The organism is Halostagnicola alkaliphila, from assembly GCF_055379965.1.
This window is the reverse complement of sequence record NZ_AP043826.1, coordinates 929,517-951,829: the sequence shown is the minus strand read 5'-3', so window position 1 is coordinate 951,829 and position 22,313 is coordinate 929,517. Positions and strand designations below refer to the sequence as shown.

22 protein-coding genes, 2 tRNA genes and 1 pseudogene are annotated in these 22,313 nt (G+C 59.1%); 11 read left to right on the top strand and 14 right to left on the bottom strand.

The genetic code is table 11. The annotated features are described in order from the left end of the window. Window positions 1–49: 49 nt before the first annotated feature. Window positions 50–970, bottom strand: a complete 921-nt coding sequence (locus ACZ5C7_RS09835) for a DMT family transporter (protein ID WP_464376137.1) — start codon at window positions 968–970, stop codon at window positions 50–52. Between the two features lie 370 nt (window positions 971–1,340). Between ACZ5C7_RS09835 and ACZ5C7_RS09830 the strand changes: the two genes are divergently transcribed. Beyond that, entirely contained in the window at window positions 1,341–1,916 is a 576-nt protein-coding gene (locus tag ACZ5C7_RS09830) for a carboxymuconolactone decarboxylase family protein (RefSeq protein WP_464376136.1), read from the top strand. 331 nt (window positions 1,917–2,247) lie between these two features. On the opposite strand, the gene ACZ5C7_RS09825 is transcribed toward ACZ5C7_RS09830, so the two are convergent. Beyond that, complete coding sequence (locus ACZ5C7_RS09825; protein ID WP_464376135.1) at window positions 2,248–2,646, bottom strand: hypothetical protein; 399 nt, start codon at window positions 2,644–2,646, stop codon at window positions 2,248–2,250. A gap of 745 nt (window positions 2,647–3,391) precedes the next feature. Between ACZ5C7_RS09825 and ACZ5C7_RS09820 the strand changes: the two genes are divergently transcribed. The 3 genes from ACZ5C7_RS09820 to ACZ5C7_RS09810 all read left to right on the top strand — a co-directional run bounded on the left by ACZ5C7_RS09820 (window position 3,392) and on the right by ACZ5C7_RS09810 (window position 6,109). Then, window positions 3,392–4,147 (top strand): hypothetical protein, encoded by a 756-nt coding sequence (locus ACZ5C7_RS09820; protein WP_464376134.1) that lies wholly within the window; start codon window positions 3,392–3,394, stop codon window positions 4,145–4,147. Window positions 4,148–4,491: 344 nt separating this feature from the next. Beyond that, window positions 4,492–5,745 (top strand): ABC transporter substrate-binding protein, encoded by a 1,254-nt coding sequence (locus ACZ5C7_RS09815; RefSeq protein ID WP_464376133.1) that lies wholly within the window; start codon window positions 4,492–4,494, stop codon window positions 5,743–5,745. A 4-nt stretch (window positions 5,746–5,749) separates the two neighbouring features. Further along, window positions 5,750–6,109 (top strand): hypothetical protein, encoded by a 360-nt coding sequence (locus tag ACZ5C7_RS09810; RefSeq protein WP_464376132.1) that lies wholly within the window; start codon window positions 5,750–5,752, stop codon window positions 6,107–6,109. Window positions 6,110–6,154: 45 nt separating this feature from the next. Here the strand turns inward: ACZ5C7_RS09810 and ACZ5C7_RS09805 are convergent, their stop codons facing one another. From ACZ5C7_RS09805 to ACZ5C7_RS09790, 4 genes are all read right to left on the bottom strand, one after another. Then, a complete protein-coding gene (locus tag ACZ5C7_RS09805; RefSeq protein ID WP_464376131.1) occupies window positions 6,155–7,132 on the bottom strand; it encodes a carbohydrate ABC transporter permease in 978 nt (325 codons plus the stop codon). Window positions 7,133–7,138: 6 nt separating this feature from the next. Continuing rightward, window positions 7,139–8,098 (bottom strand): carbohydrate ABC transporter permease, encoded by a 960-nt coding sequence (locus ACZ5C7_RS09800; protein ID WP_464376130.1) that lies wholly within the window; start codon window positions 8,096–8,098, stop codon window positions 7,139–7,141. Window positions 8,099–8,121: 23 nt separating this feature from the next. After that, the gene (locus ACZ5C7_RS09795; RefSeq protein ID WP_464376129.1) at window positions 8,122–9,243 is read right to left on the bottom strand and encodes an ABC transporter ATP-binding protein; all 1,122 of its coding nucleotides are present in this window, start codon (window positions 9,241–9,243) and stop codon (window positions 8,122–8,124) included. A gap of 662 nt (window positions 9,244–9,905) precedes the next feature. Continuing rightward, window positions 9,906–9,979: transfer RNA gene (locus tag ACZ5C7_RS09790), tRNA-Phe, on the bottom strand. Between the two features lie 208 nt (window positions 9,980–10,187). On the opposite strand from ACZ5C7_RS09790, the gene ACZ5C7_RS09785 reads away from it, so the two are divergent. Continuing rightward, complete coding sequence (locus ACZ5C7_RS09785) at window positions 10,188–10,634, top strand: DUF7344 domain-containing protein (RefSeq protein ID WP_464376128.1); 447 nt, start codon at window positions 10,188–10,190, stop codon at window positions 10,632–10,634. A gap of 580 nt (window positions 10,635–11,214) precedes the next feature. Here ACZ5C7_RS09785 and ACZ5C7_RS09780 read toward each other — a convergent pair. Beyond that, window positions 11,215–11,384, bottom strand: a pseudogene (locus ACZ5C7_RS09780) (IS4 family transposase); the annotation flags it as partial. Between the two features lie 271 nt (window positions 11,385–11,655). Next, a tRNA-Val gene (locus tag ACZ5C7_RS09775) sits at window positions 11,656–11,729 on the bottom strand. 62 nt (window positions 11,730–11,791) lie between these two features. On the opposite strand from ACZ5C7_RS09775, the gene ACZ5C7_RS09770 reads away from it, so the two are divergent. Continuing rightward, on the top strand, window positions 11,792–12,283 hold the full coding sequence (locus ACZ5C7_RS09770; RefSeq protein ID WP_464376127.1) for a DUF192 domain-containing protein: 492 nt from the start codon (window positions 11,792–11,794) through the stop codon (window positions 12,281–12,283). A 92-nt stretch (window positions 12,284–12,375) separates the two neighbouring features. After that, window positions 12,376–14,385, top strand: coding sequence for an ABC transporter ATP-binding protein (locus ACZ5C7_RS09765; protein ID WP_464376126.1), 2,010 nt, complete (start codon window positions 12,376–12,378; stop codon window positions 14,383–14,385). 120 nt (window positions 14,386–14,505) lie between these two features. On the opposite strand, the gene ACZ5C7_RS09760 is transcribed toward ACZ5C7_RS09765, so the two are convergent. Continuing rightward, complete coding sequence (locus ACZ5C7_RS09760) at window positions 14,506–14,850, bottom strand: DUF5789 family protein (RefSeq protein ID WP_464376125.1); 345 nt, start codon at window positions 14,848–14,850, stop codon at window positions 14,506–14,508. A gap of 143 nt (window positions 14,851–14,993) precedes the next feature. Here ACZ5C7_RS09760 and ACZ5C7_RS09755 point away from each other — a divergent pair, with 143 nt between their 5' ends. Next, on the top strand, window positions 14,994–15,749 hold the full coding sequence (locus ACZ5C7_RS09755; protein WP_464376124.1) for a creatininase family protein: 756 nt from the start codon (window positions 14,994–14,996) through the stop codon (window positions 15,747–15,749). A gap of 146 nt (window positions 15,750–15,895) precedes the next feature. Here the strand turns inward: ACZ5C7_RS09755 and ACZ5C7_RS09750 are convergent, their stop codons facing one another. Further along, window positions 15,896–16,312 (bottom strand): DUF5790 family protein, encoded by a 417-nt coding sequence (locus tag ACZ5C7_RS09750; RefSeq protein ID WP_464376123.1) that lies wholly within the window; start codon window positions 16,310–16,312, stop codon window positions 15,896–15,898. A 156-nt stretch (window positions 16,313–16,468) separates the two neighbouring features. Next, on the bottom strand, window positions 16,469–16,852 hold the full coding sequence (locus ACZ5C7_RS09745) for a dihydroneopterin aldolase family protein (protein WP_464376122.1): 384 nt from the start codon (window positions 16,850–16,852) through the stop codon (window positions 16,469–16,471). 164 nt (window positions 16,853–17,016) lie between these two features. Between ACZ5C7_RS09745 and azf the strand changes: the two genes are divergently transcribed. Together azf and ACZ5C7_RS09735 are read left to right on the top strand one after the other, a co-directional pair. Beyond that, complete coding sequence (gene azf / locus ACZ5C7_RS09740; protein ID WP_464376121.1) at window positions 17,017–17,760, top strand: NAD-dependent glucose-6-phosphate dehydrogenase Azf; 744 nt, start codon at window positions 17,017–17,019, stop codon at window positions 17,758–17,760. A gap of 213 nt (window positions 17,761–17,973) precedes the next feature. Beyond that, window positions 17,974–18,279, top strand: a complete 306-nt coding sequence (locus tag ACZ5C7_RS09735; RefSeq protein WP_464376120.1) for a hypothetical protein — start codon at window positions 17,974–17,976, stop codon at window positions 18,277–18,279. Between the two features lie 48 nt (window positions 18,280–18,327). Here ACZ5C7_RS09735 and ACZ5C7_RS09730 read toward each other — a convergent pair whose 3' ends face one another. From ACZ5C7_RS09730 to ACZ5C7_RS09720, 3 genes are all read right to left on the bottom strand, one after another. Next, window positions 18,328–18,942: a DUF309 domain-containing protein gene (locus ACZ5C7_RS09730; RefSeq protein WP_464376119.1), complete on the bottom strand. Its 615-nt coding sequence runs from the start codon at window positions 18,940–18,942 to the stop codon at window positions 18,328–18,330. Window positions 18,943–19,731: 789 nt separating this feature from the next. Next, the gene (locus tag ACZ5C7_RS09725; RefSeq protein ID WP_464376118.1) at window positions 19,732–20,829 is read right to left on the bottom strand and encodes an aminopeptidase; all 1,098 of its coding nucleotides are present in this window, start codon (window positions 20,827–20,829) and stop codon (window positions 19,732–19,734) included. 92 nt (window positions 20,830–20,921) lie between these two features. Then, window positions 20,922–21,644 (bottom strand): queuosine precursor transporter, encoded by a 723-nt coding sequence (locus ACZ5C7_RS09720; protein ID WP_464376117.1) that lies wholly within the window; start codon window positions 21,642–21,644, stop codon window positions 20,922–20,924. A gap of 306 nt (window positions 21,645–21,950) precedes the next feature. Between ACZ5C7_RS09720 and ACZ5C7_RS09715 the strand changes: the two genes are divergently transcribed. After that, entirely contained in the window at window positions 21,951–22,145 is a 195-nt protein-coding gene (locus tag ACZ5C7_RS09715) for a cold-shock protein (RefSeq protein ID WP_283834922.1), read from the top strand. Window positions 22,146–22,313: the final 168 nt, after the last annotated feature.

Here is a 22,313-nt window from a genome sequence, read left to right as displayed (position 1 = left end):
GGTCGTAGTTACGGTCGAGGATGCGTATAGTATCGGATACCCGTTACTGTTAGTCCGCCAATTGCACGAGCAACGCGCCGATCATCACGACGCCCAATCCGATACTATCCGTCAGCGTGAGCGTCTCGTCGAGAAATATCCACCCGAAAACGGCGATCTGTGCGAGCATCGTGTTCGCGATTACGCTCGATTCCGTCGCAGAGAGGGTCTGAAGCGTTCGGTTCCAGAGCGTGAACGCGAACGCCGTATTGATGACGGCGAGCCACAGAACGATGAGCCAATTGTGGAAACTCAAGGGCGGGAGTCCCTGCACGACGACGCCGGTTCCGAGAAGGATCCCCGCCCCGAAACCCATACTGACGGTTGTGACGGCGAGCGCCGAGAGCCCCCCGTCCCGGTTTGCGTCTCGGCCGAGGATTGCCGCAATCGAGTTCGAAAAGAGACCGACCACCATGATACCCAGACCGACCAACGTGAGCGTTTCGAACGCGAACGGCCAGAAATAGAACGCAACGCCGACGAATAACAGGCACAGCCACAACCACTGCTGACTCGAGGTTCGCTCGCCAAGGAACGGGACACTCAGGAGAGCGACGACGACGGGCGTGAACGTCAAAAGGAGGCTGACGGTCGCTGCGTTCAGATACTGGAGGGCAACGAACTGTGCACCCTGCGTGACGGCGTACATAAAGATGCCGAGAACCAGAAGTACACCGACATCCCTCCGTTCGAGAGCACGAACGGACTGATATCCGCCCCCGCGTAGAAAGAACGGAAACAAGACGATCGCTGCAATACCGTAGCGCAACCCTGCAAAGGTCACCGCCGGAATCTCTTCGAGGCCGATCGTGATCAGAACGTACGAGGACGACCAGAGAACGGTAACCAGTAGCGCTTCCAGAACGGCTCGAGTCCGTCTCGAGGCGAACGGAACTGAAATGTGATACTCACTCCCTGGCTGATTTCCCATCGAGAAATGACTGGAGACACACGACGGTAACAGTACATCCGTTACTATCGTTACTATCGAATCGCAGGGATCATCGTCGACGGATTCCTCGAGTTCGGGGACGTTCCTCGGTCTCCGAGACTATACGACCGTCGTACAGTGGACATATCGACCGCACGAAGGAGAGTCTAGTTCAACGATAAAACGAAAACGAAGGAGGAACGCCGTTCGTATCTTCACCTTATGACGAGAAGCACTTAAAGAAATGCGGCGGCGGTTCCCCACAGTTGACGAGTTGGCAGACCGAGCCTCGAGTCGAACCGACCACCGCCTGACCGGCCACCTCCTAACCGACCACCGCGTATTTGTCCGATGACCGAGTGTGACCGGTATGACGCGATTCGACCCGGTCGACCCCGACGAGTTTCCAGCTGAGAAACGATCGCTACTCGAGACGTTCTCGAATTCGGACGCCGAGGCGGATCACTCCCTTTCGGGGGGAACGTTGAACGTTTACCGAACGCTGGGAAGAAACGTCGACCTCCTCGAAGGTTTCCGCGAGTACCTCTCGACCGTCTGGCACCAGAGCGGTCTCACCCCCCACGAGCGGGAACTCGTTATTCTGACGACGGCGGCACAGACCGAATCCGCCTACGAGTGGCACCAGCACGTCCGAGTCGCTCTTGACGAAGGAATGTCGCCCGAAACGATACTCGCCGTTTCGCGCGGGCGTCACGACGCGCTCGAGGACGGACACGGCGCGCTCGTCGAGTACGTCGAACAGTTCGTCGACGGACAGGTCGAGGACCCCACCCACGAGAAGGTCGCGACTCACTACGCCGACGAGGTGATCTTAGGCATCGGAGTACTCGCAGGGAATTACCTCGGGCTCGCGCACGTGCTCGAGGCGCTCGAGGTCGAAACCGAACGGGAGTTCGTCGGCTGGGACCTCGAGAATTTGTCGTGATCTGTTCGATTCCCAATCAGATCCGAGTACGAGTCCCAAAGCAGTTTGGGAACACCGATATGAGCGCCGGGTTAGTATAGAAAGATACGGCAGGAAGCCACATCATCATCGCGGTATGCACAAAGCATCTTCCTGCCTGCGTATCCCCATCTTCTGGATGACAGATTACCTCTCGAGACGACCGTCTGGTCGCCGACCAACTCGTAGCGTGTCTGTCTCCAAACTAACTCGACTCGAGTAGCACGCCGTAGCGAGAACGAGCCCGATACCAGATCACAGGTCGGTGGAACGTCTGGCTCTGAGAGCAGACATCGCCTATGACTCGGTCTGTTCATCGGTTGGTCCGCTCCCGATTCCGTTCGACCGCCGCAATCGTCCGTCGCTGGGATTCGTCGTCGGAGTCACCGAGTGCAATCAGGAATCCGACGAGAGCCGTTACGAGCGCAACTGCCCCGACTGCGACGACGGCGACCGAAAGGATCGCTCCCGAGAGGACCTGTGCCGAGGTCAAAAGCGAAACTGCGGTTACGGCCGCGATAAGCGCTAAAACCCGGCCGATCCGACCGGAGTCGATCCCGTCGCTGGATTCGTTGTCTCCGATGTCGAGTACCTCGTTGATGATCCCGTTGTACTCGTCGTCGGTCGCGACGTTGCCGAGCGAGTGGATCGAGTGAGCGACCCACAGTCCGGCAGTGAAATTGAGCAGCGCAACGAATGAGACGAGACCCACCTACCCGGTGATGAATAGGCCGGCAAGAATCGCATTAGCGAACGCGATCGCCATGATTCCGTGAATCGGCCTGAACGAGTTCCGAAGTTTTTGAAGAACCGAAGGTATCAACGTTCATTAGTGTCATCTGGCACTGAATGGGTATACTGCTGACCCCTTACTATGATAACGTTCACCAAACCGTGATCGAACGAGCCACTCCACTGAACTCGATTTCCGAGATTCGTTTGTCGTGTCAGCCAATCGTTGTTGAGCGCACCATCGATTGGGAATCGAACCGGTCTGGACCACAGTTTGAGCCCAGTTTGGGATGGCAGCAGTGGACGAGAATCGTTTCCAGCCAAGAACTATGAGTCATCTCAGTGGTAGTAGTCGGGTTGTGCCGCCGGACCGGTTCCGGTCTCGAAACTCAATCGACTGCCCCCTAAATCGGGTTGGCAGCGTTGAGAGCCGCTATTGAACGTATTTGAAACGTTCACACGAAACAGCGCGTATAGGGCATCGTTCCTCGAGCGCTTTGACCGTTGCAATATCCTGAACAATGTATGTCTCTCGATAATTGATACGGAGCAAGTGAGAAACAGCGTTTGATGAACGGAAAGCGACTTATCTGACAGATAGTTACAGCCCGCTCTCTCTTCGAAGACGAATGTACACCCACTGGCAGTCGGCAGTTCACTCGCAGGTGTACACAACCAAGGTCAACAAAATGGTAAATATATCAACACGTGCGATTGCGATTACGATGACGCTGATGATGGCGCTGGCAGTGGTTAGCGGTGCCGGTGTTATTGCAACGGATACGAACGAAGACTTCGATGAGGACGGTGAAACCATCGAAGACGGCGAAGAGGTAGACGAGGAAGAAGCAAACGAAAGCGATGACGACGGTGCCGAAGAGACGTCCGACAACGCTACCGACGAAGACGACGACGCTGACGACGCCTTCAGCAGCGGCATCGACAGCGACGAGTACATGAGCGGAGACTGTCCCGAAGAACGAGACGTGCTGGGCGATGACGACAACGCTACCGACGATAGCAGCTCCGACTCAGATACCATCTTCGACGATAGCGAAGAAAGCTCCGAGACCGTCAGCGACAGTGACGACGAGGACGCTGACAACGTCTCCGAGGACGAGGACGCCGACAATGTCTCAGATGGCGACGACGCTGACAACGTCTCCGAGGACGCCGACAATGTCTCAGATGGCGACGACGCTGACAACGTCACCGATAGCGACGAGGGTGCCGACAACGTCACCGATAGCGACGAGGGTGCCGACGACATCTCAGACAGCGATGAAGACGCCGAAGACAGTTCTGAAGACGAGGACGTGACGAGCGATGACGACAATGCGTCCGACGACACCAGCGACGATGCTGTCGACGCCGACGATGACACAACCGAAGACGATGACACAACCGAAGACGACAGCGACGACACCACCGCTGATGACGGCGCTGTCAGCGATGCCGACGAAGACGACGAAGACTGCTAGCGGTAACTAACTCCGTTTCCGCGAGTTCGTATCGACTTTTTTCGTGCCATGTTCACGTCTCTACTAGGCGAGAGTAACAACCGCGTCTCTGCGAAGAGTGGTCGTTTGACTGATGATTGTGCTAATTGGCGATCTTCTCGAGTAGTCCCTGAAGAACAACCGCCTTACGTCCGTCAGTGGTGATCGATTCGACACGGTATCGTAGCCCCTAGTGAGGTGAAGAGGGAAGTGATGATACCATAACACTCGGCCAAGCAACCTGTATTCGAAATCGATTGTTCACCCAAGGGTAATTACACCAACATGTGGAAAACTATTAAGATTACGATCGGTCTACAACCCCTATGGGAGACAATACCATATATGTCGACCGCCGCAGAGTACTCCGCGGTATGGGCGGCGGAGCCGTCGTACTGGTTGGACTAGGAAGCGTTGGCGAGGCGAGCGCACAGGAAGCGATTACGGTAACCGCCGTCTGGACCGACGACGAGGAGGAAGACTTTCTCGCCGTGGTCGACTACGTCGAAGGGGAAACCGGGCTCGACATCACGTACGAGCCGCGAGACACCGAGACCATCCTGACGGAGACCTTGATAGACTACGAGACGGGGATCGCGCCGGCGGACATCGTCGTGTTGCCGACCGAAGGGCGGGTTCGAAGAGACGGAGAAGCGGGCCACCTCGAGCCGCTGGGCGACCTGTGGGACGAAGACGAGTACACCACTGACCACGCGACGGTGGAAGTCGACGGCGAGGTCTACGGCGCTCCGTTCGGCGGAGACATCAAACCCGGGTTCTGGTACCGACCGTCGTTTTTCGACGAGCACGGCTTAGAAGAACCGGACGACTACGACGCGTTCCTCGGTCTGCTCGACGAAATAGACGGCATCGACGGCGTCGAAGCGCCGCTGGCCTCGGGCAACGGCGACGGCTGGCCACTGAGCGACGTGACGGAAGCGTTCATCCTTCGGCAGGACGACGGAGCCCAGCTCCAGCAGGATCTCATCGACGGCGACGCCGAGTTCACCGACGACCGCGTCGTCACCGCCTTCGAGGAACTGCAGGAACTGCTGCAGGCGGGCTACTTCAGCGAGGTTCGGGATTTCGGAATCCAGTACGAGTTCTTCTGGGAGAACGAGACGCCACTTTACTTCATGGGGTCGTGGACGCCGGCGTTCGGCGCGATCGAGGATCCCGAAGACCTGGATTACTTCATGCTTCCGGGCACGGAGGCGATGGTGACGAGCATCAACTGGTTTACCGTCCCGACGTACGCACCGGATGTCGATGTGGCGCGGGACGCGGTCGAGGCGACTATCTCGCCTGACGGACAAGAGGTCTGGACCGAACGCGGGGGCTTCATCCCCACCGCCCTCGACGTTCCGGACGACGCCTTCGACCTCGAGGTGATGCAGGAAATCTCGGAGCATACGGACGAGGTCGAGCTCGTGCCCGACCTAGACGACGCGCTGGGCGACCCGTTCCAGGCGGAGTTCTGGTCGCAGCTGCTCGGCCTCTGGGCGGAACCGGATCAGGATATCGAGCCGATCGTGGAATCGCTCGACGGCGTGTTACAGGAAACTGTCGGGGACCAATAGCAACGTGGCTGCAGTTAGCGACGATGATGACGGCGACGGAAACGGTGGCACGGGTAGCGATATCGGCGTTGGCAGCGGCGATAGCGACGGCGACGGCGGCGTTTTCGAGTCGCTCGTTGTCGTCGGTCAGGAGATTCGACGAAGTAGCGCTAACGCCGTCGCCGTCGACGTCCTGTACGTGTTCACGATGGCGTTTTTCGCCACGCTCGCGATTCGCGGATTCTGGCCGGCGATCATCGCTGCACTCCCCATCGCAGTCCTCCTGTCGTTCGCCTGGATGTCGTCGCGACTGTTCTTCCTCGCGAACCTCCTCGTGATCGTCGCGACCGTTGGCGCGACGCGGGCAGGGATCGTACCGCTGTGATTGGCGTCTCGCCGATTTAGAAAGTCGATCGAATGGGGTCGCCGTTCAGTCCGCGACGGCAGCGACCATTCCACGCTTGTAGTACCGCTCGAGCAAGAGGAATAGAATCACCGGTACAGCCATCGTCATGATCGATCCGGCGGCGATGATACCCCACTCGACCTGAACGCGTCCGCGCATCAACGGGAGCGCCTGCGGCGCGAGGTAGAGTTCGGGCGAGCGCATGAACACCAGCGGGAAGAAAAAGGCGTTCCAGACCCAGGTGAACTGGATGACCGCTACCGAAACGAGCGCGGGCGTCGAGAGCGGGAGAATAATCGTCCTGAAGATCTGGTATCGTGAGGCCCCGTCGATACGTGCGGCCTCCTCGAGTTCTTTCGGGATGCCGAGCAAGTAGTTTCGCAGGAACAGCACGACCCACCCGAGCCCCCAGCCGATGTGGATCAGGATCAACCCCATGTACGTGTCGAACAGACCGAACCGCTGGAGGGCGTTGTAATTGCCCATCGCGACGAGCTCCGGTGGTGCAGCCATGATTAGCAGTATCAGGAAGAACAGCGTCGTCTTCAGCGGGAATTCGAATCGAGCAAAGGGATACGCCGCCATCACCCCGAGTAACATTACGACCAACACAGCCGGGATCGTCACGAGGAACGTGTTGCGAAGCGCCACGCTCATCGGTGCGGTCGAGTGATTCCACGCCTGATAATAGTTCTCGAACGTGATCGTCATTCCCTCGAGATGCCACCAGCCGCCGATGATCTCCGAAAGCGGGCGGATCGACGCCATGAACAGGCCGACGAAGGGGACGATCCAGAGGAGAGCGATGGTGATCGCGACGACGTACTTGAGCCCTCGACGCTTCGACGGAACGGCGTTTGCGATCCGCTCTTGCCACGTGAGGTCGGCCGTTGGCGCCGTTTCCGGTATCTCCTCGACCGACAGGTACCGTCCGCCGTCGGGTTTCGCTTCGGTGTCCGCGTCACGATCGGTCCGGGAATCGGGTGCGTTGTCTTCAACCATGTGTGATCAGTTCATTCGAGCGATGTACAGCGCGAGCGGGGCGACGATGAACAGTTGAATCAGCGCTACCACCATCGCCATCCCGTAGTCGATCTCCGGTCGGAATGCGGCCCGATACACCTCGATACCCAGCACCGAGTACGCGTGGTTCGGTCCGCCTGCAGCGCCTCCGGCGGCGTAGACGATGTCGAACATTCGCATCACCCAGATGATCCCCATGATGACGACCACGGCGGTCACCGGCTTGACCAGCGGCCAGATGATGTCCCAGAACCGTCGCCACGGGCCGGCACCGTCGACTTTGGCCGACTCGATCAGGGACGGATCGATAGCAGAAAGCGCCGAACTGTACAACAACATGCTGAATCCGGTATGGACCCAGATTCCGCCTGCGATGAGGGCGTAGATCGCCACCTGGGGCGACTGCGTCCAGTTGCGGACCCACTGCTCCTGATCGAGTACCCGGAGCAACTCGTTGAAGATCCCGGCCTGGGGATCGTAGACGAACATGAGGACCAGCCCGATGACTATCGGCGGGACGGTAAAGCCCGCGAAAACCATCGAGCGGAGGATCCGGCGCCCTTTCAAATCGGCGAACAGCAATGCCAGTGCGAGACCGAGGAACGTACTCGCAGGCACGTGAACGACGACCCAGAGGAGATTGTGGGTGAGCGCGCCCATCGGGTACTGAAACTCCCGTATATTGGGCCAGTGGATGATGAGCGGATCGGTAAGTGACCGGATCCAGTTGTCCAGCCCGACGAAGTCCTGCATCGTGAAGGTATCCCAGGCGTAGAAACTCCCGATCGCCGAGTAGACGATCGGGCCGACGGAGAAGATCGCGAAGAGGGTCAACCCGGGAACGAGAAACACCGCGATGGCAATCGCCTTCTCGCGGTCGACAGTCAGGTCCTCGCCCAGCTCGTGATCGCCAGTGAAGCCGTCGATGTGATCTCGTAAGCTCATGGTCTGTGACTTCTGATCCTGGTTCAGCCCACCAACTCGCCGTTGTCGTCGTACAGGTAGGCGTCGTCGTCCTCAAAGGTCAGGTAGACTCGCTCATCCGTCGAGACGGTCCACTCCGACACCTTTGCGTTCACGATTTGGTCGTTGACGGAAATGTTGACGAGGATGTACTCGCCCATCGGTTCGATAGTGTCTACCGTCCCTTCGATTACGTTTCCCGACGACGGTTGCGTAGTCGAAAGGGTCAGGTCCTCCGGTCGAATGCCGACTGCGACATCACCCCGAGCGCTGTTCGCCAGCACGCTGGCCGCACTCGCGTCGTCCTGACTAGCCGTTTCCACAACCGCTTCATCGGCATCCATCACGCCGTCCAGTTCGACGGTACCTGCCTCGCCAAGGTCGATCGATCCGTTGCGGCGGGTCCCCTGGAACAAATTCATCGGCGGCGATCCGATAAACCGGGCAACCCACGCCGTTCGAGGTCGTTCGTATAGCTCCTGAGGCGGTGCAATCTGCTGAATCGTTCCCTGATTCATGACCACGACCGTGTCGGCCATGCTCATCGCCTCCTCCTGGTTGTGGGTCACGTAGATCGTCGTGATCTCGAGCTCGTTCTGGAGACGCTTCAACTCGATGCGCATCTCCTGGCGGAGCTTGGCGTCTAAGTTCGACAGCGGCTCGTCTAAGAGAAATACCGACGGCTCCCTGACGATAGCGCGCGCGAGCGCCACCCGTTGTCGTTGCCCACCGCTCAACGCCCCCGGTTTCTTGTCGACCTGATCTTCGATGTGGAGCAGCTCCGTGATCTCCTCGACCTTCCGGTCTCGATCGTCGGGCGGTATCCCGCGGACTTTCAACGGATAGCCGATGTTCTGTGCGACCGTCAAGTGGGGGTACAGTGCGTAATTTTGGAAGACCATCGCGACGTTTCGATCGCTGGGTGAGCGGCTGTTGACCCGCTCCTCGCCGAAGTATATCTCGCCGTCCGACGGCTCCTCGAGCCCCGCGATGAGACGAAGTGCCGTCGTCTTGCCACAGCCCGAGGGCCCCAACATGACGAGGAACTCGCCGTCGGCAACGTCGAGGTTGAGGCGATAGTTCGCGACGGTGTTTCCCCCGTCGAAGTACTTGCTAACATCCTTCATGGAAACAGATGTCATGCAATGCGGAATAACGTCGAATCACTCCATCAAACCCGCCCATACCGCCAGATTTGTTGATACGAATTTCGCCACCGTATCGAGTCAAAGAGAGACCGGTTTCGCTTCGACTCCTCCCGTTGTTCGTCTCTCAGTGACTACTCCAGAGCGACAGTCACAGCCCGTGAAGCGGTACCTGTCACCGACGCATCGACGTGAGAACGATCGAGTACAGGCTCGAGAGAAAACGCTGGTACCGCTTCCAAAAGGTGAACGTCTCGCTCGTTTCGCTGGACTCAACGCCAAGTGCTCGGGTTTTACTCGAGCGGACAGGTTTCTAACGGGAACCATGTCGAATCGGGATCTGCCTCCCGGATTGTGACCGACGCCCGAGAACCTGCTTGTGGTCCGAGAGAGAGCGCGCCCAGCTCTCTCGTCATCACGAAACAGCTCGCCGTTTCGAACGACTTCGCTCGCAGAAGTTCGGTCTAATTCAAATTGCTTGGATCGCACACCCGCGGCTCATGAATTTGTTCGCCGCGAGAAGTGCCGCCTCCCGGATTGTGAACTACGCCCAGAAATGCTCGCTTCGCTGCGCCTTTCTGGTCTCGTTCAAATCCGATCAGAATGCATATTTGCGGCTCGCAGTGTTGCTCGCCGCAAAAGTATGCCGCCTCCCGGATTTGAACCGGGGACAGCTCGATCTTCAGTCGAGTGCTCTCCCAGTCTGAGCTAAGGCGGCCCGACTCACACTCCGTCGATGGTACAAAAAAGGATTTCGAATCCCGTCTGCCGTGTTACGGTGCGACATTCAATTCCATCAGGTGGTAGTTCGATCCGATAGTAGCCATTGATTGAACGTCCTCGAGAAGCAGTCAATCAGGTCGCTGTCTGTCGGATTTTTAGATATTCAAGACACCCTTTTCCGGACTGGGTGGTAATATCTTGTTATGGAGGGCCTTACCACGAACCAAGAAGACACCGACCTGTCTGCAGACACCATACTGGAGCTGTTGGCAAATCGCCGACGTCGATATCTTCTCTACGCGCTCCGTGGACGGGAAGACCCTATCGAACTCTCCAGACTCGCCGAACAGGTCGCCGGCTGGGAACACGACCTTCCGCCAGACGAGGTCGCGAAAAACCAGTACAAGAGCGTCTACGTCTCGTCCGTGCAGTGCCACGTTCCGAAACTCGACGATGCAGGCGTCGTCGACCACGACGAGAGCAACCACACGGTCGTCCTCGACGACAACTTCGAGCAACTCGAGACGTACCTTCGACTCGTGGTCAAAGACGAACCCGAAAATTCGACCCTCAACGCGGCGCTCCAGGCCGAAGCGGAAGATGGACTTATTACCCAAATCCGAGAGAACGTCGCCAGGCTCAAGCACTGACTACTCGTGCTACGGATTGTATTACATGTCTTTGGTTTGCCACATTTGTCACGCCGTTCGCCGAAATTTGTAGATCCACCGGCCGCAAGCTCCGGCCCCGTCCACCTTCGAACCGAAGTTCGAGCAGTTGCCACGCTAAGACTCCTCTAACAGAGACCGGTCTCGAGGTTGTCGATATTCAGTTCTTGCTCGACACTCGATCGTGACTTCTGCGGCGCCAACAGGTTCCGAGAGCGTCCCGTACGGAAGTCAGCACGAAAGTCGTGCACGCTTTTGCGTATGCCGACGAAGATCCTATATTTCTCGAGTGCATGATTGATATCACTAACTGGAGAGAGAAGACACATGCTCAAATATTTTGTATAGGAAGTAAATAATAGCAAGGTTAATTAGAACAATCCCTGTAAATATCAGGACCTCGATTCCTATGAACGCGTGGGATGTCATGACCAGTATGTTACCTCAGTGTCATATAAATAGTGCTATTGTTCTTGAGTATCCTGAGCACAGTGACCAGCGCCGATTGTTCACTCTATCTAGAACGTATAGTAAGGTTACTTCTCCAACCATTGGTCTTTAGCTAAGCCTCAGCAGTCGGTTGGATTGGGGTAGCGAGCCTCTCTTGGAGGATCGGTCGTTGCGTATGATTTTCTGAGCATCTTCGACCAGACGCTCTAGCAGTGGTGGCGGTGAGTAGCCGAGATACTCTCCCAGTTCGTAGAGGATAAGCTGGGCGTACGACCGGAAGGTCTGTCCCGTCCCAAAGCCGTCTAGAGGTCGCCTCTAGTGGACTCAACTGACACCTCCATTGTGATGGCTGTATTGGATGAGGTCTCGGGCGGGTTCGACCAACGCGATGCTGTCGCCCACGTCTGTTCGTCGCAAAATCGTAGTGGGCTCGGGCGGGTTCGAACCTCGCCCAGACGTTCGGGCTCACTTCGTTCGCCCGCTGCGACTGGTCTGGTTCGAACCGCCCTCGTTCCACATACCTGCTGCTCGCGAAGTTGCTCGCAGCAGGAAGTGGGCTCGGGCGGGTTCGAACCACCGACCTCGGCCTTGTAAAGGCCGCGTCATAACCAGCTAGACCACGAGCCCGTACGTACTCGAAACCGGTCCGTGCGAATAACCTTTACTTTCTCGTCGCGCAAAGGACAGTGATGGATACGGATCGTGCGTCGCGACTCCTTCTGGTGGTCGCGCTCGCACTCGTCGTCGGATTCGTCCTCGTCCAGATCGGAATCCTCGCCGTTCCCTGGGCGAGCGATCACGCGACGGTGACGATCACCGACGAGAGTGGCGAGCCGCGAGCGACCGTCGACGCCGAGGTCGCAGACACCTGGGAGGAGCGCTACACTGGGCTCAGCGACCACGATTCGCTCGAGGGCGACGACGGAATGCTGTTCGTGCACGAACGCGAGGGCGACCGAACCTACGTGATGCGAGAGATGGATTTCGATATCGATATCATCTTCGTCGACGACGACGGCGTGGTTACGACGATCCACGAGGCGCGAGCGCCGGAGGCCGACGAAGACGGTGAGGATCTCGAGTATTCGGGTCAGGCTCAGTGGGTCCTCGAGGTTCGAAGCGGGTACGCGGACGAACACGGAATCGATGTCGGCGACGACGTCGATATCGCGTACGAGTGAGCCGAGAACGTCCAGATGATCGGTCCGTCTCGGTAACTGGTGTTTCGATTCGTAGGTAACGCTTATTGCCGGCGGACCATTCAGCGAATTCAATGAGCAGTGTCGACTGGGAGGACGACGATCCCTTCGAAGAACAACGGGAGCAAGCCGACAGTCCCATGCGACGGTTGCTCTTCGACTTCGGCCGTCCGTACTGGTTCTCGATGACGGTCGGTCTCATCTCGAGCGTGTTCGCACGGGCGCTCGATCTGCTCCCAGCGTTGCTTCTTGCGGTCGCGATAGACTCGATCTTCGGCGAGCAGGCGTTTCACGAGCAGATCCCGCTCGTCGTCCTGCCGGAGGGGTGGCTTCCGACGGGGGAGTACGAACAGTTCGTGTTCGTCGTCGCAGTAATCGCCGGCTCGTTTGCACTGGGGGCAATGTTCCACTGGCTTCGAAACTGGGGATTCAACTCCTTCTCGCAGGACGTCCAACACGACGTGCGAACCGCGACCTACGACAAGATGCAACGGTTGGATATGGAGTTCTTCGCGAACAAGCAGACCGGCGAGATGATGTCGGTCCTCTCGAACGACGTGAACCAGCTCGAGCGGTTTCTGAACGAGGGCATGAACTCGGCCACTCGGCTGATCGTGATGGTCGTCGGGATCACGTTCTTACTGTTCTGGCTCAACCCGCAGCTGGCGCTGGTTTCGTTAGCACCCGTCCCATTGATCGCCGTCTTCACCTACGTCTTCGTCAAGAAGATCCAGCCGAAGTACGCCGCCGTCCGTTCGTCGGTCGGGAAGGTAAACTCTCGACTCGAGAACAACCTCGGCGGTATCAACGTGATCAAATCCTCGAACACGGAAGGGTACGAATCCGACCGCGTCAACGACGTTTCGCGGAAGTACTACGACACCAACTGGGGAGCCATTTGGCTGCGGATCAAGTTCTTCCCCGGACTGCAACTCATCTCGGGTATCGGGTTCGTCCTCACGTTCGTGGTCGGCGGCTACTGGGTGTTCATGGGCAGCGCACCCGGACCGTTCACCGGGACTCTCGAAATCGGGACGTTCGTCGTCTTCATCATGTACACTCAGCAACTCGTCTGGCCGATGGCCCAGTTCGGACAGGTCATCAACATGTACCAGCGCGCCGAGGCCTCGAGCGAGCGCATCTTCGGGCTGATGGACGAGCAGGGGCGGATCGAACGCGACGACGACGCGACCGAACTCGACGTCAGCGAGGGACGCGTCGAGTACGACCACGTCAGCTTCAGTTACGAGGACGACGCCCCGGAGCAAACCGAGTCGAGCGAACGGACTGAACAGGTCGAAGAAACCGGTCAGACGCCGGACAACGAACAGATTATCGACGACATCTCCTTCGAGGTTCCGGGCGGCGAAACGGTCGCGCTCGTCGGTCCGACGGGGGCCGGGAAATCTACCGTTCTGAAGCTGTTACTTCGGCTTTACGATGTCGATGAGGGAGAGATCCGAATCGACGGACAGGACGTCCGCGAGGCTTCGCTGGCGAGCCTTCGCCAGTCCATGGGATACGTCGGTCAGGAGTCGTTCCTCTTCTATGGCACCGTCGAGGAGAACATCACCTACGGCACCTTCGACGCCGACCGGGAGGAGATCGTCGAGGCCGCGAAAGCCGCAGAGGCTCACGAGTTCATCCAGAACTTACCCGAGGGCTACGACACGATGGTCGGCGAACGCGGCGTCAAGCTCTCCGGCGGTCAGCGCCAACGAGTCGCCATCGCCCGCGCGGTGCTGAAAGATCCGGATATTCTCATTCTGGACGAGGCGACGAGCGACGTCGACACCGAGACGGAGATGCTGATCCAGCGATCGATCGACGAACTCACCGAAGACCGAACCACGTTCGCCATCGCACACCGCCTCTCGACGATCAAAGACGCCGACAAGATCGTCGTTCTCGAGGGCGGACAGATCATCGAACGCGGCACCCACGGAGAACTGCTCGAGAACGATGGACTGTACGCTCACCTCTGGGGCGTTCAGGCCGGCGAAATCGACGAACTCCCACAGGAGTTCATCGAACGCGCCCAGCGTCGGACCGCTCGAACGCAAGCGCAGAATACCGACGATTGAGTCCGAAGCACGAGAAGGAACTGAATCGGGCGACAAAAACACGTTTTCGCGACGACCTCACGGAGGTCACGGCCAGCGCTCACGACTCTTATAGGCCACGACGACCCTCGAAAGCGGTGTTCAGAACGATTCCTGTCCTTGCTGGCCCTCCTGATCCGGGCCGCCCTCGTCCTGTCGATCCTCTCCCGGCGCGGGCGGCGTTCGGTCGCTGTAGTTCTTGCGCCCGATCGCTTCGTCGCCGACCATGTTCATGATCGCCTGCTCGACCTCGTTGGCGGATTCGTACTCGTCTTCGTTGAGCGGCTCGAGAATCTCTGCTAACGTCGCAGTCTCTTCGCTCATATCGAGTTCCGCGTCGCCATGCTCTTCGAGAAGTTCGTCCTGGCTGACCGGGTACTCGCGGTCCTCGAGCTGATCGCCGAGATCGCCCAGTTCGACGCCGAGTTCGCGGTTATCGTCAGTCATAGCGTGAATATACGCCGTACATTCGGAAACCGTTTTGGCCTGCCAGCTCGATGCGGAATTCGCTACGCTCGCGGCGGTTTGAGCGGTGTCGATGGCGCTAATCGGGCGGTGCATACAAGGGTCGACCGCTCCTCGAGACGAGCATGAAACTCAGGTCGGCCACCTGGACGGATCTCGCCGAGTGCGAGACGGACCTCGCGATCATCCCGGTCGGGAGCACGGAACAGCACGGCCCGCACGCACCGCTGGGAACCGATTTCATCACGGCCGAGTCGGTCGCCGAGGCAGGTCTCGAACGCTTCGACGGAGAGGTCGTCCTCGCCCCGCCGGTTCCGGTTGGAATCGCGGAAGAACACCGCCACTTTTCGGGCACGATGTGGGTCTCGCCGGACACGTTCCGAGCCTACGTTCGCGAGTCGGCGACGAGTCTGGCATCGCACGGGTTCGATCGTGTCGTCTTCGTCAACGGCCACGGCGGCAACGTCGACGCGCTCAGAGAAGTCGCGAGCGACATTTCACGGAACGAGGACGCCTACGCCGTCTCGTTCACCTGGTTCGAGTCCGTCGGCGAGCACGCCAGCAAGATGGGCCACGGGGGACCGCTCGAGACGGCACTGTTGTCTCACATCGCCCCAGAACTCGTCCGCGACGATCGGCTCGAAGAGGCTCGAGTCGAGGCCGCCGAATCCTGGGGTGAGTGGGTGAGCCACACGAATCTGGCTCACGACTCCGCGGAGTTCAGCGAAAACGGGGTCGTCGGCGACCCCGGCGAGGCCAACGAGCAACTGGGGACGGAACTGCTCGAACTCGCGGGATCGAGCCTCGAACGCCTGCTCGAGGCGGTCGACGAGCGGGACGTATCGCGTCCCGAAAACCGGTCGCTTCAGTCGACGAACTAAGCGTTCGAAGCAACCGATTCGGAGAAGTCGCGCTGGATTCAGTGTTCTGCCCTGATTGGCGCTTCATACGGTTTACTGTAAGTCATTTCCGGCGCAACCGTGTCCAGTCCTGCGGTTGCGCCGGTAAATCGATACAGTAATCCGTATCAGTCTTCGGCGTCCTCTTCCGCGTCATCGCCCGCACTCTCTAAACGACTCCGAAGGGCGGGGATCGTCGACGTGAGTTCGCCGACCTGTTCGCCCGCTTCCGAGATGTCCTCGATTGTCGACTCGACGTCTGCAATCTCCTCCTCGAGGTCGTCGGCGTCGTCGAAGGCGTCGGCGCGCTGGCCCATCGTGAACCACTTTTTGGCGTCGCGAAGGTGATCCTCGGCGTCGCCCGCGTCGAGCGCGGACTTGAGTCCGTTGAGCGTGCCGAGAACGTTGTCGGCGTCGCTCTCCCAGACGTCGTCGGCGTCGGGCAGGGCGGCCCAGGCTTCCTCGAGGGAGGCTTCAACGTCGTCGCGCATTTCGGTCGCGGCTTCGCCGAACAGTTCGTCGTCGTCGAGCGAGGCTTGGCTCATGCCACCACGTTTGCGACCACCGGGGTTAAAAGGTAGCCCGAAAGTGAAAGTGAAGATCGGAGAAAGAAATCCGATACTGCCGAAATAGCAACCGAAATTCGAAACGAACGTCGTATCCTTCCACGGTGAAAGCCATCCGACCGATACCTCCCCCTCTCAGCGTTCTCGAACCGACTCGAGTGCCATCAACGGATAGCCGTCTTCCATCTCCATGCGGGTCACGACCACACAGCCTTCGTAGTCGACGACGATTTCGACCTCGAGAAAGCGCCCCGTCAGTTCGGTGTAGTCCGCGGTTGATTCGTCGAGTTCTTCCTCGAGCGCTTCGGTCTGGACGTCGACGGTTACCGCTCGGCAGTGCGGTTGGTTTTCGATCGACTCCTCCATCGCCCGCGCGAGACTCGGTGCGCTGTCGGGCGACACCGGCGTTCCGGCGAACTGGTGGTACAACGACCCGAACTTGATGCCCGCTTCGAAACAGGCGGCCTCGGTGTCGATCGGAGCTCTGGCTCCCGAATTCGTCTCGTTATCAGCGGTCATATCTCGTCACTCGAGTGCCGGGAGGAAGGACGTTCCGGTGGGCATCCACGCAATTGAACCGGTCACGTTCGAGAGCACACGGTGCGTTTCGACAGTCACCAACACGAGGGAGCCGCGAGCAGAACCGCATGGTACTTATCGGCGCTGTGTTTCACACCAAACGAATGGCACAGTCCGTCCTGCTAACGGGGGCATCGGGGCGCGTCGGGCAGGCGATCCTCGGCGACCTCGCCGAGGCCTACGAGTGGCGCTTGCTCGATCGCGACCCGCCAACCGAAGATCTCCCGGGTGAGTTCGTCGTCGCCGACATCACCGACGACGAAGCGGTTCGCGAAGCGATGGAGGGGATAGACGTCGTCGTCCACCTGGCCGGCGACCCGCGTCCGGAAGCGCCGTGGAACAGCGTCCTGACGAACAACATCGACGGAACGCGGACGGTCTACGAAGCCGCCGTCGAGACTGGCGTCGAAAAGGTCGTCTTCGCCTCTTCGAACCACGCCGTCGGGGCCTACGAGACCGACGAGCGGACGCCAGATATGTACCGCCCGGACGACGGATTCCTGCTCGACGGCACGGAACTCCCCCGCCCGACCAACCTCTACGGGGTTTCGAAAGCCGCCGGCGAGACCCTCGGACGATACTACCACGATGAACACGACCTCTCCGTCGTCTCGGTTCGCATCGGGAACCTCACCGAAGGGCACCCGCCGATCGACTACGAGCGCGGTCAGGCGATGTGGCTCTCTTATCGCGACTGCGCCCACCTCTTCGATCGGTGTATTCAGGCCGACTACGACTACGAAATCGTCTACGGCATCTCCGACAACGATCGCAAATACTACTCGCTCGAGCGCGCTCGAGAGGTCCTCGACTACGAGCCACAGGACAACTCCGCCGAACACAAGTGAACCGCCCCGGCCTGCTCCACCTATAGACGGAGACGAACTCGAGAAGGAAGGCGTTGATAAACGGGTAGTTTCGAAAGGGAGAGCAACTCGAGAAAGATGACTGCTCGACCCGCAGAACGACGCTTATCTCGACCCCGACGAGTTACGGTCATGGATTTTCAGAACACACAGTCGACGCATACAGCTATGCCTCGAGAACGCAAAGTGCCGACCATGAACGACGACGGCGATTCAACGGATTCGTTCGATCTGTCGAATCCCGGTCGCGTACAACTCGGCGTCACACGCGGCGAATACGACCTCGAGATCGGCGGACCCCGGGAACACCCCGATCGCGCCGACATCGCGGTCCGGCCAGCAGATGACGGCTGTCTCCTGGTTACGGTCGACGCGATGGCGGGCGACCACGCCACGGGTCACGCGGACGTCGCACTCACACTCGAGGATGCTCGGGCGTTGCAGGAGATGCTCGAGGAGACGATTCGATGGATGAGCGAGGACGTCGAGGCGGAAGAGTAGTCGACGGCTCCAGACGGACTCAACCAACAGCGCAAGACGGATTCGGGCTCAGAACAGTCCTTCGACATCGGATTCTTTCGCCGCTCTACGCTCCACGTGTCCGGAGAGCCGCCGGAAGATGATACCCCTGTTCTCGTCCTCGCGAACGAAATCGTACACCAGGGAGATGAATCGGCTGTCGTCACGGCCCCGCTCGAGATCAGTCACCGCGTACGAACTCGCCTGCTCGAGAATCGCCTCGTCGTACCCCCACTCTTCGGCCAGCACGGGTGCCGCGATAGCGAGTTCTCCGGGCTCGAGGTCGGCAACTCGAGGAACGGAGTCCGCGTGGACGATATCTAGCGGCGGTCGCCGCTCGATGAGCTCCGGATCCGCGGCGAGATCGTCGAGAAACGGTCGAAGTTCCTCCAGAGCGACGCCGCGATACTCCCCCGTGAGCGACTCGAGGTACTCGTTTGCACTCCGCGCTACCCCGATACATCCCTTCCAGTTCCCGTTATAGGCGTGATGGACCGCCGCGGTGAACTGAATCAATCCGTGAAGCAGTTGCTCGTCCTCGGTCCCGGACTCGAGGTCGAGCCAGTGTGCTTCCCAGGCGTCGTGTGCGGCGTGAAACTCGCCGTCGTTGTAGATGGCGATCCCGGCACGGAGTGACTCTCGCATATTCGTCCCTGTTCCGTTGTTGGTTCCAGATACCGATAACGATGCGGGACTCGAATCCAACGACAGGCGGATACAGACGAGCGAGGAGACCGACGATCCCCGCCGAGCGGTTCGCTCGAGAGCCGCCGCTCGGGTCGCAACATGCTCCACTCGAGCGTAAGAGAGCGCTCGCCGTCGACATCCGGATGCAATCCACAGAAGGGGTACTGCCGGATATGTACCGCCTCCGGCAAGGCGGGTAGACAACTGTCGAACGCGGGAAGAGACGACTGTACGGCCGTCCCACCGGTTACTGGCCGCCACCGGTCGGGCGGTACTCCGTGAGAAGCGACGATCGAATATTACTATGAGGTCATTTCTCGGTACTTCCAGATAGTTGGCCGCGGCTAAACGTAGTTAGACCCCCACAAACACGGTTGGAGCACCAGTGAACCGCAGTTGGCAACACCGCTCGATTGGGAGACTTACGGAGAATCGAGGGGAACGCCTCGCGCTTCAGCGGCATGGCGAGAGCAAAGCTCTCGCTGTCGTTCGAGAGACGCACGTCTCTCGTGACTGAGCGGAGCTTCGCTCCGCGAGGTCGTCGGCGCTTTACGCCGACTGCTCGAGGGATCGAAGATCCCTCGCTGTCCGCGAGACCGGAGGTCTCGAACCACAACCGAAAAGCTCCGCTTTTCGCGGACGGGGAGGATGTCAGGACGGGGCCACAGTAGGAGCGGTCTAACCGACGCCACAACGGAACACGGCTCTCAAATCGAACGCCGTACAGACTCGCATAGCCGAAACCCGTTAGCCGGAAAACCCGTCTTCCCATCGGAACCGCCCGTTTCGCTGAACGACCTCCCCGTCGACCTCGAGTCTCGAGTCCTCACTGACATCGGTAATCAGGTCGACGTGGACAGCGGACTCGTTACCGGACTCTCCGTCCGGAAGGCACGCATCGTAAGCTCGCCCGACGGCGAGGTGGACGGTTTCGCCCATCTTCTCGTCGAAGAGGATATTATCCGTATACCGGTCGATGCCGCGGTTCATCCCGATTCCGAGTTCGCCCAGACGACGGGCCCCCTCGTCGGTCTCGAGGATGTCGCCGAGAACGCCTTCGCCTTGCTCGGCGTCGTAATCGGCGACTTCGCCGTCTGCAAACTCGAAGCGAACGTTTCGAACCGGTTCCCCCCGAAGCGTCATCGGAACGTCGAACGTTACCTCCCCCGTAGTGGCGTAGGGTGCCGTAAACACCTCGCCGCTGGGAAGGTTGTGCGAGTCGTAGGCAACCGACGCCGCGCTGTTGACCGCCGTCCGATCGTCGATATTCATCGTGAGATCGGTGCCACTCGAGACGAGTCGGACTTCCTCGCCCTCGTCGAGAATCGTCTTCAGGTTGCCCATCTCCTCGGCCAGCGACTCCCAGTCCCGACAGATCGCATCGTATGCGAACGCCTGGTACTCCTCGTAGGACATGTTTGCCTGCTGTGCGAGGGACCGCGTCGGATGAACCGTCGATACCCAGCGAGTGTCGAACCGCGCTTCCCGAACGTCCTGTCGCGCCTGCCTGTGAGCCTGATGCGTTTCGCCGGGCACGTCCGCGGTCGCACTCGTGTTTCGACCGCCGCCGAGCGAGAGGTAAACGTCGGCGTTTTCGAACAGGGCCAGTTCGTGGTCCGAATTCTCGTCGAACTCGTCGTCGTGAGCGCGGAGATACGCCCGGTCTACCTCACCGGAGCTGTAGGTCGTACACAGGTTTGCGCCGCGTTCTCCGAGCTTCTCCGCGACCGCGACGGCTAGGTCGTGGGCTTCGGAACCGACCGAGACGATGACGTCGTCCCCGGCCTCCACTCGAGCACTCCAATCGACCAGCACTTCGGCGTGGTCGCGTATGCGTTCGTCCATAGCCGTGCGTTGACCGGGAGTCACTAAATCGTACGGATCGACTCGAGACGAATCATTTGCAGGGTTCAGCTGAATCCCGAAAAGCAGATGCGTTACGCCGAAGCCGGTTCCTCGACGCCATCACCGTCGCGCGAGCGGACGAGCGCAACGATAGCGTAGACGATCGGCGTATCGACGACGGCAATCGCCAGTTTGAGGAGGTACTGACCGACCATTAGACCGAGTACGGCCTCGAGCGGAATAGCGTCGCCAACACCGAACAGACGGGGTGCGATCGCGAAGGCGACCGAGACGAAAATGACGGTGTCGATCGCCTGACTGCTCGCCGTCGATCCGATGTTTCGAACCCAGAGGCGTTCGCCGTCGGTGTACTCACGAATCCGATGGAAGACGATAACGTCCCAGTTCTGGCTCACGAGATACGCGAGCAGGCTTCCCGCGACGATATTGGCTGCGGGACCGAGAACCGCAGCGAACTCGCCGGCGGCGACGGGCGAGGTTTCCGATGCTGGAGCGACGATCGTCGACCAGACGAGCAGAAGAACGACAAAGTTCATCGCGAACGCGACGTTGACGACGATCTGTGCCGCTTTCCGGCCGTACAGTTCGGCATAGCAATCGCTCGCGAGGAACGTCAACGCGTAGGCGAGTGCCGCACCAGGAAGCAAGAGTTCGGCACCCGTAATCGGAACGGCAAACGGGAGTTCGAACGCGAGGATTTTCGACGCGGTCAACTGCGCGGTCACGAGCGCGGTGACGAAGAGACCGATCAGTGCCACCTGTGCGATCGTTGGGGTGGCTCGAGTCGTTGTCATGCTCGTCGGCTATCCAGTCAAGCTACCTAAGCGATACTATTCGGTGTGCACGTGGAGAGGTCTTCATCCCTCCCGGAGTATTACCGGAGGAAGAATCTTCAGCGAACGGAGGAGCCTCGAGGGAGGTTTCGAGAGTAAGAATCTGGTTTCTGAAGGAACTACTATCAGAAAGTAAATAGTACATGAATGGAAGGGGAGACGAGTCATTTTTGAGTTTTTACGGGTTTTGAGAGGGAATCATCTCCGATTCAAAGGGAATACTATAACGCAACTGTTATACGGATAGTGTGGTTTGGTATAATCGTAATGGCGCAAGGCAACGTTGATTTCTTCAACGACACAGGCGGCTACGGTTTCATCGAGACAGACGACGCGGACGACGACGTGTTCTTCCACATGGAAGACGTTGGCGGCCCGGACCTCGAAGAAGGCACAGACATCGAATTCGACATCGAACAAGCACCGAAAGGCCCCCGCGCAACCAACGTCACTCGTTTGTAAACGAGTCCGCGTTCAGTAGCCGGATTTTTAACTTTCACAACCCTTCTACCGACGGGTTTATTTTTTGAACACTCGAGCAACGACGAGCTCAGCGACTAGTACGGCGATCTCGACTCGCTCAATTGGTCGGAAAGAGGTGCTACTCGAGAAAAGCGGCGGACGGATGAT